Genomic DNA, 12,806 nt, shown 5'->3' with positions numbered 1-12,806 from the left:
TCTCGCCATTGATCAGAACTCCCTGGCCCGTTATTCGAAACGGACGATACGACACTGGTCCACCTTGCGGCTTCTTCCCTTTCATGCCGTATCTGAATATAGCTGTCTGGTTTCACGCTCTTTTAACCTCCCGTCAAGGGTACTTTTCAGTTTTCACTCACGCTACTATTGCGCTATCGGTCTCGAGTCGTATTTAGGGTTGGAGATAAGTGTTCCCCGGATTCACGCGCGATATCCAACGCACGGTACTCTGGATACTCAAAATCTTATTCTCAGTTTACTCATACGGGACTATCACCCTCTATGGTGCAACGTTCCAGTTGACTTCTGATTAGCCGAGGAAGAAGTATCGAGTCCAACAACACCACATCTACCTCTCATTTCTGAGAGGCATTCGGTTTACCCTTTGCCGCGTTCGATCGCCTTTACTAACGGCATCTCGGTTGATTTCTTTTCCTGCGGGTACTAGGATGTTTCGATCCCCCGCGTTCCCGATCCTTCCGGATCAATCCGAAGATTAGGAAGTCCCATTCGGCGGTCACCGGATCATAGGCTTCTTGCACCTACCCGGCGCTTTTCGCAGCTTGACACGACCTTCTTCGGCGCTCGAGCCGAGCGATTCCCCAAACAGCGTAGCAATTTTGCCGTCGACTGTCGGCTTAACATACGTCCAGATTGCGTGTGATTGGATCATTGGGCCCACCACGAAGCCTTCCATCATCGTGGACGCCCTATCCTCTTCCCCGGAAATCTTCTTCCCGGGTGCACCCTTTTCGCTCAACAATCGCCGCAGACCAATTAGGCCTCGCGGCGCAGTGGAGCCCTCGATATTCGAGGTCTTATTTATAGGTTGTTCCGAGCCATAGTCATGCAGTTCTCAATGGAACATAAGACCTCAATTGAGGGAATTACCTTTAGTAAAGATGTTCTATTTAAGGGTTATGAGCCTACCCTCTTTATCGTTCTGGATGTTGATAATTTATTTTTAAAAATTAACATCGTTAATAAATAAATGTAAGAAACTAATACTCGACAATCTTCCATCTGTTCATATTTTGGACTTGCATTTTATTGTTTATTAATGAATAACCAAACATCAGTGTTTTACATGATTTTAGGAAAAAATTAACAGAAAACCAACTAAAGTTAAATACGAGATAAAAAGGTGAAAAATCTTCCATCCAATAACGATTTTATTGTTAGATAAAAATCATCCAGGAGACTTAATATCTAGCCGCATCCTTGACCAAACGGGGCACTTCAGCTGGAGTCTTAGCCACTCGCACTCCTGCTTCCAGCAGGGCGCTAACCTTACTATTCGCTGAGCCCCTACCTCTTGAAATTATCGCCCCTGCATGACCCATACGCTTCCCAGTCGGAGCTGTCCTACCTGCAATATAACCAACAACTGGCTTAGTAACTCGTTTCGCGATAAAATCGGCGGCGTCTTCCTCGGCTGTGCCTCCTATCTCTCCGATCAGAACAATATTTTCAGTCTCTGGATCTTCCTGGAACAATTCCAAGACCTCAATAAAATCTGTTCCTACGATAGGATCACCGCCTATGCCGACACAAGTTGACTGCCCTATCCCTGCCTCTGTTAGGTTATTGACGATTTCATAAGTCAAGGTTCCTGAGCGAGAGACAACACCGGTCGATCCATGCTTGAATATCACATTAGGCATTATTCCTAATTTCCATCTACCAGGTGATGCAATACCTGGAGAATTAGGACCGACTATCCGAGCACCTTTGAGCTTCGCGTAACGAAAGAGAATTATAAAATCGCGAATGGGGATGTGTTCGGTGATTATCACTATGGTCTCGATTCCTGCGTCAAGTGCTTCAATTACCGCATCCATTGCCCATTTCGAAGGAACAAATACCACAGAAGCTTCAGCTCCTGTCTTCCTCACAGCCTGCTTGCAAGTTTCGAAAACCTGAATACCTTCGACCCTTTCACCGCCTCTCCCAGGAACTACACCAGCAACAATATTTGTTCCGAATTTAAGCATCGAAGCGGTGTGAAAACTACCCTGGTGTCCAGTGATACCTTGAATCAGCACCTTTGCATCATCTCTCAAGATGATTGCCACTCAATCACCTTTGATTTGCACTGCTTTGAGGCAAGCCTCTTCCAGATTCTTTACAGTAATGATCCCCTCAGACTCCAACATTTGCCGAGCCTTTTCTTCATTAGTACCCCGCAATCTTACCACAAATTTAGACCCCACTCCCAGTTTTGATTTTGCGCCGATGACTCCTTCAGCAACAGTATCGCATTTCGTAACGCTTCCAAATATATTGATCAGAATTACTTTTGGGCCTGCTCTATTCGCCAGTTGAATGGCTTGTTCTATTGCTTTCTCATCATCTGTTCCTCCGAGATCGAGAAAAATCAACCCTTTTTCGCCGTATAAGGCAAGGACATCTAAAGTTGCCATTGTTAGACCCGCGCCATTGGCTATTACTGCTATTTCGCCTTCTAACCTAACTAAACTCATGCCGATGGCTCGGGCTTCTGCTTCTAAAGATTCAACCTTCTCGATTTTTCTTTTTATATTGGTTTGACGAAATAAGGCATCATCATCGATTGTAATTTTTGAATCTAAAGCAACTATATTTCCTTCATGTGAAAGGGCGACTGGATTAATCTCTAAAAGTTCGCAATCCATTTCCCAAAACATTCTCCAAGCTTTTTGAATCAATTCTTTTAACTGGGAAGCCGCACCTGGATCGAGAACTAATTCCATAGCCGCTTCTCTACATATATAATCGGAAACTCCAATCAAGGGATCTATGGTCCATTCCATTAGCATAAAAGGATCTGAGTTTTCGACATCAATGCCTCCTTGTCTTAACATTATCAATTTAGGAAGCCTATTCTTTCGATCATTGAGGAAGGCTAAATAGAACTCTCTGTCAATATTCACTCTATTCTCAACCAAAACTTCCTCTACCTTTTGCCCCGCTATTTCCATTCCAATAATTTCCTCCACGGCTTTCTTCAGTTGCTCCAAGGTTGAAGCGAATCTGATTCCTCCAGACTTTCCTCGACCACCTGCTTCTATTTGAGCCTTTACAACCATTGGTCCACTTATTTCTTTTATATCTGATGGGCTTCTCACAACATATCCATCAGTCGTAGGGATTCCGAACTTTTTGAATAACGTCTTACCCTCATACTCTTTTAAGTTCAATCAGATAGCCCCTTTCAATATTCTCTGTGCAAATATTTTTTCATTTGTCTTTTGAATTGACCTTTTCCAAGGAGTTTTTGAGCAATTTAGTCTCATTCATGACTTCTTTCTTGTCTTCGACAACACCGAAAAATGCAAGGTTAATCGACCCCTCCAAGCGTTTTAATTATCTCTAATTTGTCTTTTTCTTTTTTGAATCAGGTCATTTCTAGGGTAAATCTGAACATTGCGGGCTTATGTTCCTCGCTAAATTTTTCGTGGAGATCATTTCCTTGATTCTCTTTTATTTAGAGCCAGAATAGTCTCAATAATTTCTATATTGTCTTTATGAGAAAGGGTAAAATATGGCTTGCAACTTCACAACATCAAAATGACTATAAGAACCCTTCCAGGTAAAGGTTATGATTGCAACGTTTACTTCATCTCGGGTAACCGACCCATGATTGTGGATACGGGTACGGGTGCGGGGATCAATCAATTGCTCTCGGATTTGGATAAATTTACTTCAATCAATTTAATTAAAAGCATCATCTTGACACATCGTCATTATGATCATGTAGGAGGAGCTGCCTTCCTATCACACAAATTAGGGTCAAAGGTATTCATACACAATGAAGACGCAGAGGTCGTAAGTGAAGGTGATGCATGGGCGACAATGTCTATCATGTTTGGTGGTCATTTGGAGCCTTTGAACGTAGTACCGATTGAAGAAGGAATGATTTTCAATACTGGTGATCATGAGTTTAGAGTAATCCACACTCCTGGCCATTCAGCTGGGAGTATATGCCTTTACGATTCGAAAACAAAAGATCTTATCTCAGGGGATACAATATTTAAAGACGGTGTAGGTCGTTGGGACTTACCCAGCGGGGATCAGAGGGCTTTATATCGCTCAATTCAAAAATTAATGGAGTTTGATATTAAAAATCTATATCCAGGTCATGGGCCCTGTGGATTAGGTTGCGGAAATGAATGTGTAGAGCAAGCACTTAACTGGGTAGGGGAGAATTGAATGCAAATAATAAAATGCAGAGGTAAAAACTGTAAAGAATGCGACCTTTCGGACGAGGAAGTGGAAATGACTGTGGGGGAACTCAGAAAAGGAAACCTCATCGTTTACCCCACAGAGACACTATATGGTCTAGGTGCTAATGCTTTAGACGAAAATGCGGTGAAAAAGGTCTTCATGGCTAAGAATCGCCCCTTTGATATGCCCATATCCATAGCTGTTAGCGATATGCCCATGTTGGAAAACGTGGCTGTAATGGATTCCTTATCGAGAAAACTGGCGCAGAAATTCATGCCTGGGCCAATCACTTTGGTATTGAAGAAAAAACCAAAAGTCCCAGACTTAGTCACAGCAGGCACAGATGAAGTGGGAATACGTATGCCAGACCATCCACTGGCATTAAGGATAATCAGACGATTTGGCCCAATAACATCAACCAGTGCAAATCTTCACTCGAGACCTGATCCAGTTAATATTAAGTATACGGTGAAAGAGTTAGGTGATAGGGTGTCGATCTATCTTGATTGCGGTGCCACAAAATTAGGGCATCATTCTACGATAGTAGCTGTTCATAATGGGGAGATCGAGATTATTCGAAAGGGCGTTATTTCCGTTGAGGAAATAGAGGCTGCCTTGAATGGATGAACACGAACTGGCTTGTCTGCGTAAGGCGGGAGCAATTTCCCGTGAGGCAAGAGAGTTGGGTGCCTCTCTAATCAGAGAAGGAGCTCGTTTAGTCGATATTGCCGTGGAAGTGGAAGCTTATATTATTCGTAAAGGGGCGCGACCTGCATTTCCCGTCAATATCGGAATAAATGATGTAGCTGCGCATTTCACCCCATCAAGCGACGATCGTGCAACGTTCTCAAAAGGCGATGTCGTTAAAGTTGATGTGGGCGCTCATGTGGATGGTTTTGTTGGCGATACTGCAGTTACTGTAGAAGTAGGAACCAAAAATTGGCAATCGTTGATCGAATCGTCTGCAAAAGCTTTACGCATTGCGATTGAAATGATTGGTGATGGTGTCCAAGTCTCCAAGGTAGGTGGGACTATTGAAAGGGTGATTAAGGAAGAGGGATTTAGACCAGTTGCAAATCTGACTGGTCATGGTATGAGGCGGTTTAGTCTGCATGCTGGACTCACTGTACCGAATATCGACGATGGGAGTGCAGCCAGAATAAGAAAGGACATGGTTGTAGCCGTAGAACCTTTCGCGACTAATGGAGGAGGGCAGGTTTTCAATTCTCATGGAGGAAACATCTATCGAATAATCAGAGAACGTCCTGTTAAGAATGAAAGGGCCATGGACCTTTTTAATCTAATAAAAACAAATTTTGGAACTTTGCCTTTCTGCGAACGGTGGTGCACAGAGATAATGCATGATGCGCCTAGCCTTTTGAAGAATCTAGTTCGTCATGGTCTAATATCTTCATATCCTATATTGAAAGAAATAAAGGGTGGCATGGTAGCTCAAACAGAACATACCGTGATCATCACTGGCCAAAGATGTGAGGTTACCACTTAAGAATAGCAAAAATAAGATTCTTAGAGGCCTTCCTCTCTGAGAAGGTTTAATAAGGATATTTAGGTTACGAGTCTCCAACGCGAGGGTTGCCAAGCCAGGTCAAAGGCGACAGACTCAAGATCTGTTCCTGCAGAGGTTCGCCGGTTCAAATCCGGCCCCTCGCACTAATGTCGTTTTTTCAAACTATGGCGAATCGAGAGAAGTTGAATAAATTGTTACTGGGTTCTTGATTTTCAAATTATAAAATAAAAAAATTTTTATGATTTTTATTATACCGATGATTTATGAGAATGCTGAAATAAGAACTCCTGAAGTAATGAGACATAAAGATTGTAACAGTCTTGTTTCATATTATTTTTAATCGCTTAGACAAATGTAACTTTATATGCAATACATTTTAAAAAATTATAAATATTATTTTCTCATCATTTTTCAAACAAATTAGTACTTAGATATTTTTCGCCTCTGTCTGGGAAAATCGTTACTATAGTACCTGAGTCGATTCTCTTAGCCATTTCAAATGCAGCATACATTGCTGCACCGCTACTCATGCCTACGAAAATTCCTTCCTGCCTAACGATTTGACGCGTCATTTCATAAGCATTTTCGGTCTCAACCATAATTGTGATATCTATCATCTTTGGGTCATAAATTGCTGGAACTATGGCCTCTTCCATATTTTTGAGGCCTTGGATGTAATGTCCCTTCACAGGATGAGCGCATACCACCTTGACATCTGGATTATACTCCTTCAATCGCTTTCCAACACCCATTATTGTTCCCGAAGTTCCCAAAGCAGATACAAAGTAATCTACATCCCCGCCTGTCTGTCTCCAGATCTCGTCACCTGTTGTTTTATAATGAGCCAATTTATTATATTCATTAGAGAACTGGTCTGGCATGAAATATTTTTCAGGATTTGCACTAACTAGTTCCCTAGCTTTTCTTATCGCTCCGTCAGTACCATATTTCCCTTCGCTCAAAGTTACTTTCCCGCCGAAAGCCTTGATCATTTGCCGTCTCTCAACAGAAACAGCATCGCTCATTACGATTTCCACATCATATCCTTTGATTGCACCTATCATGGCCAAGGAAACACCAGTATTCCCCGAGGTGGGCTCTATTATCGTTTTACCCTTGGTCAGTTTTCCTTCCGCCTCTGCTTGTTGAATCATGCTCAAGGCGATTCTGTCCTTGATGCTACCACTAGGGTTGAATCCTTCGACCTTCGCATATATAGTCACGTTCTTATTGGGGTTGAGCCGATTGATCTTGATCAACGGGGTATTGCCAATAGTCTGAAGTATGTTCTCCTTGTAATCAGCAAAACGGTCTTCCATCCTATCATCTCGCTTTATTTAGGACTCTTAAATCAGGCGACTTATTCGTCTTCAATATTAATTATTTAATGGGTGCCGTTTCATTCAATGAATCTATTTATAATATCTAAATTTATTAAAAGGTAATAAACAGCATCAATGGGGTGTTATAAAATAGTAGAAATTCGTCATCGGAGTTTCAATCCAGAAATGCTAGTAAAGGAACAAAAAATCTATTTTCGAGTTCAAACTTAAACTGAATAATATAAATAAGATGCAAATTATAAAATAACAATTTCCGAAGCTTCCAAGTCCCTTGGGGGTCTATTTAAATGAGAGAAGTTGGCATCAATCTGCTACTACTTTTACTTGCGATTAACATTTTTTCATTCTTCCTCTTTTGGTATGATAAATTTATGGCAAAATGCAATGGATTAAGGGTTTCAGAGAATACTCTACTCACTATTGCTATATTTGCACCCCTGGGGGCTGCTTGTGCTATGAGAATCTTTCATCACAAAACAAAAAAAACTTAGATTCAAAATAGTTTACATTGTTCTATTTCTCCAACTGTTGATAATAATCTTAGCTATTTCTTAGTCAAAAGAGGAGCAATTCAATAGCAGAGACCAAGGCTGCTAAATAATGGATTTATCTTCATAATGCAATTCTACCGAAGAGGCTAAAATGAAGTGCGAAAAGTGTGGAATGGAAATCGAAAATAAAGATTTAAAAATCGACTCAAATGATAAGATAAGGCCTACTCAAGGTCATGAAGAATCAGATCCTCTTCGAAAGTTTCATTTTGGTGAGAGGATAGAAAAGGCGCTAAAAATAATGGCCAAATTTGTAGACGATGTACTCAGATCCTTCAATTCTCAAATGATATCTCCTTACATTAAGTATCGGATGAGAGCGCTGCAGACATTAATTTCATTAGTTTTAATCACAGTAGTTATATCAGCCGTGCTATCATATTTAGGAGTAATTACTGGAGAGGCTTTTACCTTCTTGATTGGCATCGTTCTCGGTTTCATTCTTGCAAGCATGAACAGAATCTTGGGGCCAGCTTAATTCTCTAAGGTTAAGAAGGAGGTTGATATTCTTTTCCAATGGAATATGCATCAGCTATTTTTTCCCCCAATGAAAGATACCATCCTTTTCCGGTCCAAAGGATTAAAGGATCTATCTTCATCGGCTCAATTTTACCTGAACAAGTTGCCTTCTCCTCCACATAAACGCTTTCAATGGTTCCCAATACTAAATCTACCCCTTCCAAATCTATTATTCGCTTTAAACGACACTCGACAGAAATAGGGCAATTGCTAATAAGTGGCGCATTAGTTATTTCCCCGAACTCAATACTGAATACCTTAGATTTGTCTTGATTATGGCCTGAATGCAATCCGCACCAATCGGTTTGCTTAACTAGATCTCGATTTGGGATATTAACACTAAAAGCTCTATTTTCGTTTATTCCATCTTTGGTTCTATTATTTTTAGCCATTACTAATCCTAAGGTAGGAGGTTCGTCATCAATCATCGTAAACCAAGCAACAGTGCAAAAATTAGGCTTTCCCTTGACTACCGCACCAACAAGACATACAGGCAACGCTAATGGAGGAATGCATTTACCTATGCTTTTTTTCATCCCAATAACACCTAATTTGTTATAGTCGTGCTATCGAATAATTTCGCCGATTTAAAAATATTTTATAATCATGCTTTCAATAATTGCCATAGTTTAGTGTGAATAATTAGTTATTTTCAATTTTTTTTAAAAAAATAAAAATTTGTGATAGGTAATCAATACCTGTCACGCTTCGGCTTATGCTTTTGATAGCATTCTTTGCAATAAACCGGCCTGCCTTCGGTCGGCTTGAATGGAACCTGTGTCTGTTGTCCACAGTCGGAACAAGTCACATCATGCATCTCACGTGGTCCGTCGTCTCGCCTGCCGCCTCTATATCCACCGCTTCTCGGTTTTCCGTACATCACTAATCTACCTATATTTGCTATATTCCTCAGCATCCAGAAAAAAACCGGAAGATCACTCCCCCGACCATTTCAGATGGTTAGGAATTGGGTCTCAATATAGGACAGCTGTATTTAATATGTTCTGAGAGTTTCAATTTAAACTCTTTTATTTTCATAACTTTGTTCTCAATTACCCCGATTATTTATTTTTAAATTTTTTTACCATTGATTGGATTTTGTCTCGATAAGTCAAATTTGAAGACGGTTTCAGAATCCTAAACTAAAAAATCTAATTATGGTAAGAGAGTAAAAAATTAGACTTTTTTGAATCTACTAAGCATGCTTTGATGAAAAATGATAACTTATTATGCTTGTATTCAAGAATCATTTTATGGCGGCTAAGAAAGATAATACAAATACCAAGGAGTTACAACGGGTAATGTTCGAAAAACATTTAGATGAACTGGAGAAGCGCATATCGTATTCATTTCGTAGAAGGGAACTAGTTCGTCAAGCTTTAACTCACTCATCATTTAAAAGTGAGTCGAAGTCAAGCATTTCTTATGAGCGTCTTGAATTCTTAGGAGATAGGGTTTTGGAACTCATTGCCAGCGAGCATCTTTTTAATATAAAAGAATTGGAATCAGAAGGAGATTTGACAAAAAGATTGGTAAAATTAGTAAAAGACGATTCTTTAGCTAACTCTGGTAAAAAACTAGGGTTAAAGGATTGTCTGCGTTTAGGCGGTTCGATCAATCGCGACCGGTTACCAGATAGTGTTTATGCTGATGCTGTGGAAGCGTTGATGGGTGCATTATATTTGGATGGAGGGCTTAAAGCCGCTGAGGATTTTTTTCTAAAATTCATTTGGGATGAAGAGGCACTTGACAGTGATACTTTGATATCATCTCCTATTAACATTTTGCAAGAGAAATGTTATCATCTTAGATCTCAGGGTATAGAGGTTGAAGATCTTACGTTTAATTATGAACTTCTCGGTCCAGAAAATGCTCGGGAGTATGTATGTCACCTTTCCATCAAAATAAATTCCAAATTGATTAGTGCGAAAGGAAAAGGTAATAGCAAGAAACGTGCAAGAATGCAAGCCGCTGCTTCTCTTTTATCATCATTTTCGGAAGTTTGATAATCTGGGAAAATTTCGGCTATCATCTTTGGCGCTATTCTTACTATTTTTGTGCCACTTTAAATATGTTGTAAGCCTTCGCATTCATGCTAGGAAAAGTATTAGGAGATGCAAAAATGGCGACACAAAAATCATCATCGAGCTCGAAGAAAAAAGGAAAAAAAGAAACAGAAAAAAATGCTCAAATTCGTCTAGATAGCAAATCCAGTCAAAATAAAGAAGAAATCCATGAACATGATGAGAAGTGTGGATGCATCAGTGCTGCCGAGGAATTATTCGGAAAGAATGGAGAGAGGTCTTATGCGCTTCGAGATCTTTGGTTTGAATCTTTGAACGCAGCTATCGATGAGCAGGTGGCACCTGAGCTCAATAAACGTGAGATGCTCTTCTTAACTCTTTCCAATTCAATATTCGATATGATGATGGATATTCTGCCCGAACAATTGGCAGTAACATTAGCCCATAATCTTGATGACTATCTCGCTGTCACATTGGTCAACAAGAAATACAAAGTTGACCTCCTAAGGTCATTCCAAGAAGAATTCCTTGAAGAGAAAGGTTCGAATTTCGAGACTCAGGAAGATCTTGCCGCAGCATTGGCGGATTTTGAGCAGAAGTTTTGGAACACACCAAGAAGCGAATTAGGTAATCGTTCTCCTAATTCTGTGATAGAAGCTGCTTTGAAACATTATAAACTTCTATGATAGGAAATTTGGGACAGTGGTTTATGCGGAATTCGATTGATTTTCCATGAGGTCAACTACGTTTCCATTAGTGCAAACTTCGGCTCCGGCTAAAGTGATATTGCTCGGAGAACATGCCGTGGTCTTTGGAGAACCTGCTATAGCTGTTGCTATCAATATTCGTCTTCGCTGCAGAGCCAGGCCGAACCCTGAGTATTTAATGAATGGTGTGCCCTTGTCGTCTGCGCATCCATATGTGAAATCCTGCATCGATAGCTTTTGGACGGGAGGCCCACTCCAGATAGAAACCCAATCAGAAATTCCATCGGGTTCAGGGCTAGGTTCTTCAGCCGCAGTTACTACCGCTTTGATAGGCTGCCTCTCACTTTTAAATAAAAAATCAATAAACCAGGAAGATATCGCTAAACGCTCTTTCGAGATAGAATCTTTAGTGCAGGGAAGAGCTAGTCCTATTGACACTTCTTGTTGTGCCCATGGCGCGGGAATATTTGTGGACAGAAGAATTAGCGATGAGCTATTATGGCATGTTAAAAAGGATATTAGGGAATGGTTCGTACATCATTTGGACATCGCTCCTATGAAAATGGTTATCGGTTATACAGGCTTTCAAGCGCCAACAGGACCGCTAGTAGCCAAAGTAAAAAGGTTTGTAGATAGAAGCACCTTCGCTCGTGAAGTTATTCAGGAGATTGGAGCGATTGTACAAGAAGGCAAGCGATGCCTTAAAAAAGGGGATCAGGAAGGATTAGGACGACTACTAACCAGAAATCATAAACTATTGGCTATCTTGGGAGTATCTCATCCTATGTTGGATAAATTAGTTTATGCAGCCCTCCCATATTCATATGGAGCTAAGCTCACAGGTGCTGGTGGTGGAGGGAGCATGATCGCAATCACGGATAACCCATTAAAGGTAGCAGAAGCGATAAGAATTAAGGGCGGTGTACCGTTCATCGTTCATACTGGTGTTGAGGGCGTTCGCGTTGAGGAAGCTTAATTATTGCGAATGGGTAAAATATTGAATTTCACTTAATCAAATGAATTCCTCAAATTCTTTCACTAAATCAGGAATTCTCGCTTTCAAAGCGGCTAAAATATTGTACACGTTCATTTCCCTGATATCGCAACTTGCTAAAGTCTCGATAATGTCGTTCAACTGTTGATCACTCAATGTAGTAAGCTTCTCCTTAGCCATCCAATTTCTATACAATTTGTTTTCCAGCTCATCACGCCATAACTTCTCATATTTGTTCAGGGCTGCTTCAGAAAAATCACCAGCTTGAGCGCATTCCCCAAGGACCTCCCCTGCAATTTTACCCATAATACAACCATTAGCAATACCTCCCCCAGTTATTGGGTCAATGACTCTCGCCGCATCCCCCACTAACAATATACCATCAGCCACACTCTTTTCTACTGGTGGCGAAACAGAAACTGCTGCTCCCACTGCCTCTAGAGGTTGCCCACAAGAGAGTCTGGGGTCAGATTTAATCCATTTATCGATATACATTTTGACGTCGCCGGGCCTCTTCAATTTTGAGCCTAACACTCCCATTCCCACGTTTGCCGTATCTCCCCCCTTAGGAAAGATCCACGCATAACCCCCTGGTGCCACTGAACCCAATACAAATTCACAGAAATCTGGCTCAGTCTTTAGACCAGTCAATCTATATTGGAAGCAAGAGGTGATGTCACCCATCTGGACAACAGTATTTAGACCCGCCCACCTTCCTACTTGAGATTCAAAACCATCAGCTCCTACCACACAACCCGCGGTGGCCTTGAAAGGTTCTCCAAAGCTAGTACCAACGATGCCTTTGATCTCCCTACCTTCTTTTATCACTCCTGTAGCTGCAGTCTTTAATCTGATCTCTGCTCCTGCTTTAGCTGCTCTCTCTGCCAGAAATTTGTCAAAGCGATGTCTTTCT

General features: G+C 40.9%; 13 protein-coding genes, 1 tRNA gene and 1 rRNA gene. 8 read left to right on the top strand and 7 right to left on the bottom strand.

The window, feature by feature from the left end; genetic code table 11:
* The 3 genes from QW520_08330 to QW520_08320 form a co-directional block, all read right to left on the bottom strand.
* Window positions 1–648, bottom strand: a 23S ribosomal RNA gene (locus QW520_08330); the annotation flags it as partial.
* A 575-nt stretch (window positions 649–1,223) separates the two neighbouring features.
* Window positions 1,224–2,096 (bottom strand): succinate--CoA ligase subunit alpha, encoded by an 873-nt coding sequence (gene sucD, locus QW520_08325; GenBank protein MEM0449808.1) that lies wholly within the window; start codon window positions 2,094–2,096, stop codon window positions 1,224–1,226.
* Window positions 2,097–3,200 carry an ATP-grasp domain-containing protein gene (locus tag QW520_08320; GenBank protein MEM0449807.1) on the bottom strand — a complete coding sequence of 368 codons (1,104 nt, stop codon included), beginning with the start codon at window positions 3,198–3,200 and terminating at the stop codon, window positions 2,097–2,099.
* Between the two features lie 370 nt (window positions 3,201–3,570).
* Between QW520_08320 and QW520_08315 the strand changes: the two genes are divergently transcribed.
* From QW520_08315 to QW520_08300, 4 genes are all read left to right on the top strand, one after another.
* Complete coding sequence (locus QW520_08315) at window positions 3,571–4,212, top strand: MBL fold metallo-hydrolase (protein MEM0449806.1); 642 nt, start codon at window positions 3,571–3,573, stop codon at window positions 4,210–4,212.
* A complete protein-coding gene (locus QW520_08310) occupies window positions 4,213–4,854 on the top strand; it encodes an L-threonylcarbamoyladenylate synthase (GenBank protein MEM0449805.1) in 642 nt (213 codons plus the stop codon).
* Window positions 4,847–5,734, top strand: coding sequence for a type II methionyl aminopeptidase (gene map, locus QW520_08305; protein MEM0449804.1), 888 nt, complete (start codon window positions 4,847–4,849; stop codon window positions 5,732–5,734). Before QW520_08310 ends, map begins: the two co-directional genes overlap by 8 nt.
* A gap of 79 nt (window positions 5,735–5,813) precedes the next feature.
* A tRNA-Leu gene (locus tag QW520_08300) sits at window positions 5,814–5,898 on the top strand.
* 261 nt (window positions 5,899–6,159) lie between these two features.
* On the opposite strand, the gene QW520_08295 is transcribed toward QW520_08300, so the two are convergent.
* The gene (locus QW520_08295) at window positions 6,160–7,074 is read right to left on the bottom strand and encodes a cysteine synthase family protein (protein MEM0449803.1); all 915 of its coding nucleotides are present in this window, start codon (window positions 7,072–7,074) and stop codon (window positions 6,160–6,162) included.
* A 666-nt stretch (window positions 7,075–7,740) separates the two neighbouring features.
* On the opposite strand from QW520_08295, the gene QW520_08290 reads away from it, so the two are divergent.
* Window positions 7,741–8,127 carry a hypothetical protein gene (locus QW520_08290; protein ID MEM0449802.1) on the top strand — a complete coding sequence of 129 codons (387 nt, stop codon included), beginning with the start codon at window positions 7,741–7,743 and terminating at the stop codon, window positions 8,125–8,127.
* Between the two features lie 10 nt (window positions 8,128–8,137).
* On the opposite strand, the gene QW520_08285 is transcribed toward QW520_08290, so the two are convergent.
* The gene (locus QW520_08285; protein ID MEM0449801.1) at window positions 8,138–8,704 is read right to left on the bottom strand and encodes a flavin reductase family protein; all 567 of its coding nucleotides are present in this window, start codon (window positions 8,702–8,704) and stop codon (window positions 8,138–8,140) included.
* A 155-nt stretch (window positions 8,705–8,859) separates the two neighbouring features.
* Complete coding sequence (locus QW520_08280) at window positions 8,860–8,985, bottom strand: CxxC-x17-CxxC domain-containing protein (protein ID MEM0449800.1); 126 nt, start codon at window positions 8,983–8,985, stop codon at window positions 8,860–8,862.
* Between the two features lie 436 nt (window positions 8,986–9,421).
* Between QW520_08280 and QW520_08275 the strand changes: the two genes are divergently transcribed.
* From QW520_08275 to mvk, 3 genes are all read left to right on the top strand, one after another.
* Window positions 9,422–10,174 (top strand): ribonuclease III domain-containing protein, encoded by a 753-nt coding sequence (locus tag QW520_08275; protein ID MEM0449799.1) that lies wholly within the window; start codon window positions 9,422–9,424, stop codon window positions 10,172–10,174.
* 116 nt (window positions 10,175–10,290) lie between these two features.
* The gene (locus tag QW520_08270; protein MEM0449798.1) at window positions 10,291–10,878 is read left to right on the top strand and encodes a hypothetical protein; all 588 of its coding nucleotides are present in this window, start codon (window positions 10,291–10,293) and stop codon (window positions 10,876–10,878) included.
* Window positions 10,879–10,924: 46 nt separating this feature from the next.
* Window positions 10,925–11,875, top strand: coding sequence for a mevalonate kinase (gene mvk, locus QW520_08265; GenBank protein ID MEM0449797.1), 951 nt, complete (start codon window positions 10,925–10,927; stop codon window positions 11,873–11,875).
* Between the two features lie 36 nt (window positions 11,876–11,911).
* Here mvk and QW520_08260 read toward each other — a convergent pair.
* On the bottom strand, window positions 11,912–12,806 hold an 895-nt coding region (locus QW520_08260), incomplete at its 5' end, for an NAD(P)/FAD-dependent oxidoreductase (protein MEM0449796.1).

Source organism: Methanomassiliicoccales archaeon, assembly GCA_038740345.1.
Taxonomy (GTDB): domain Archaea; phylum Thermoplasmatota; class Thermoplasmata; order Methanomassiliicoccales; family UBA472; genus JAJRAN01.
Note: the sequence above shows the minus strand (reverse complement) of the source record. Positions and strands in the feature narration are given on the sequence as shown.

Bases quoted from the DNA above. Each gene is read 5' to 3' on its own strand.
- QW520_08285 (MEM0449801.1), bottom strand. From the start codon at position 8,704: ATGAAAAAAAGCATAGGTAAATGCATTCCTCCATTAGCGTTGCCTGTA.
- QW520_08280 (MEM0449800.1), bottom strand. From the start codon at position 8,985: ATGCATGATGTGACTTGTTCCGACTGTGGACAACAGACACAGGTTCCA.
- QW520_08310 (MEM0449805.1), top strand. From the start codon at position 4,213: ATGCAAATAATAAAATGCAGAGGTAAAAACTGTAAAGAATGCGACCTT.
- QW520_08290 (MEM0449802.1), top strand. From the start codon at position 7,741: ATGAAGTGCGAAAAGTGTGGAATGGAAATCGAAAATAAAGATTTAAAA.
- QW520_08275 (MEM0449799.1), top strand. From the start codon at position 9,422: ATGGCGGCTAAGAAAGATAATACAAATACCAAGGAGTTACAACGGGTA.
- map (MEM0449804.1), top strand. From the start codon at position 4,847: ATGGATGAACACGAACTGGCTTGTCTGCGTAAGGCGGGAGCAATTTCC.
- QW520_08295 (MEM0449803.1), bottom strand. From the start codon at position 7,074: ATGGAAGACCGTTTTGCTGATTACAAGGAGAACATACTTCAGACTATT.
- QW520_08315 (MEM0449806.1), top strand. From the start codon at position 3,571: ATGACTATAAGAACCCTTCCAGGTAAAGGTTATGATTGCAACGTTTAC.
- mvk (MEM0449797.1), top strand. From the start codon at position 10,925: ATGAGGTCAACTACGTTTCCATTAGTGCAAACTTCGGCTCCGGCTAAA.
- QW520_08270 (MEM0449798.1), top strand. From the start codon at position 10,291: ATGGCGACACAAAAATCATCATCGAGCTCGAAGAAAAAAGGAAAAAAA.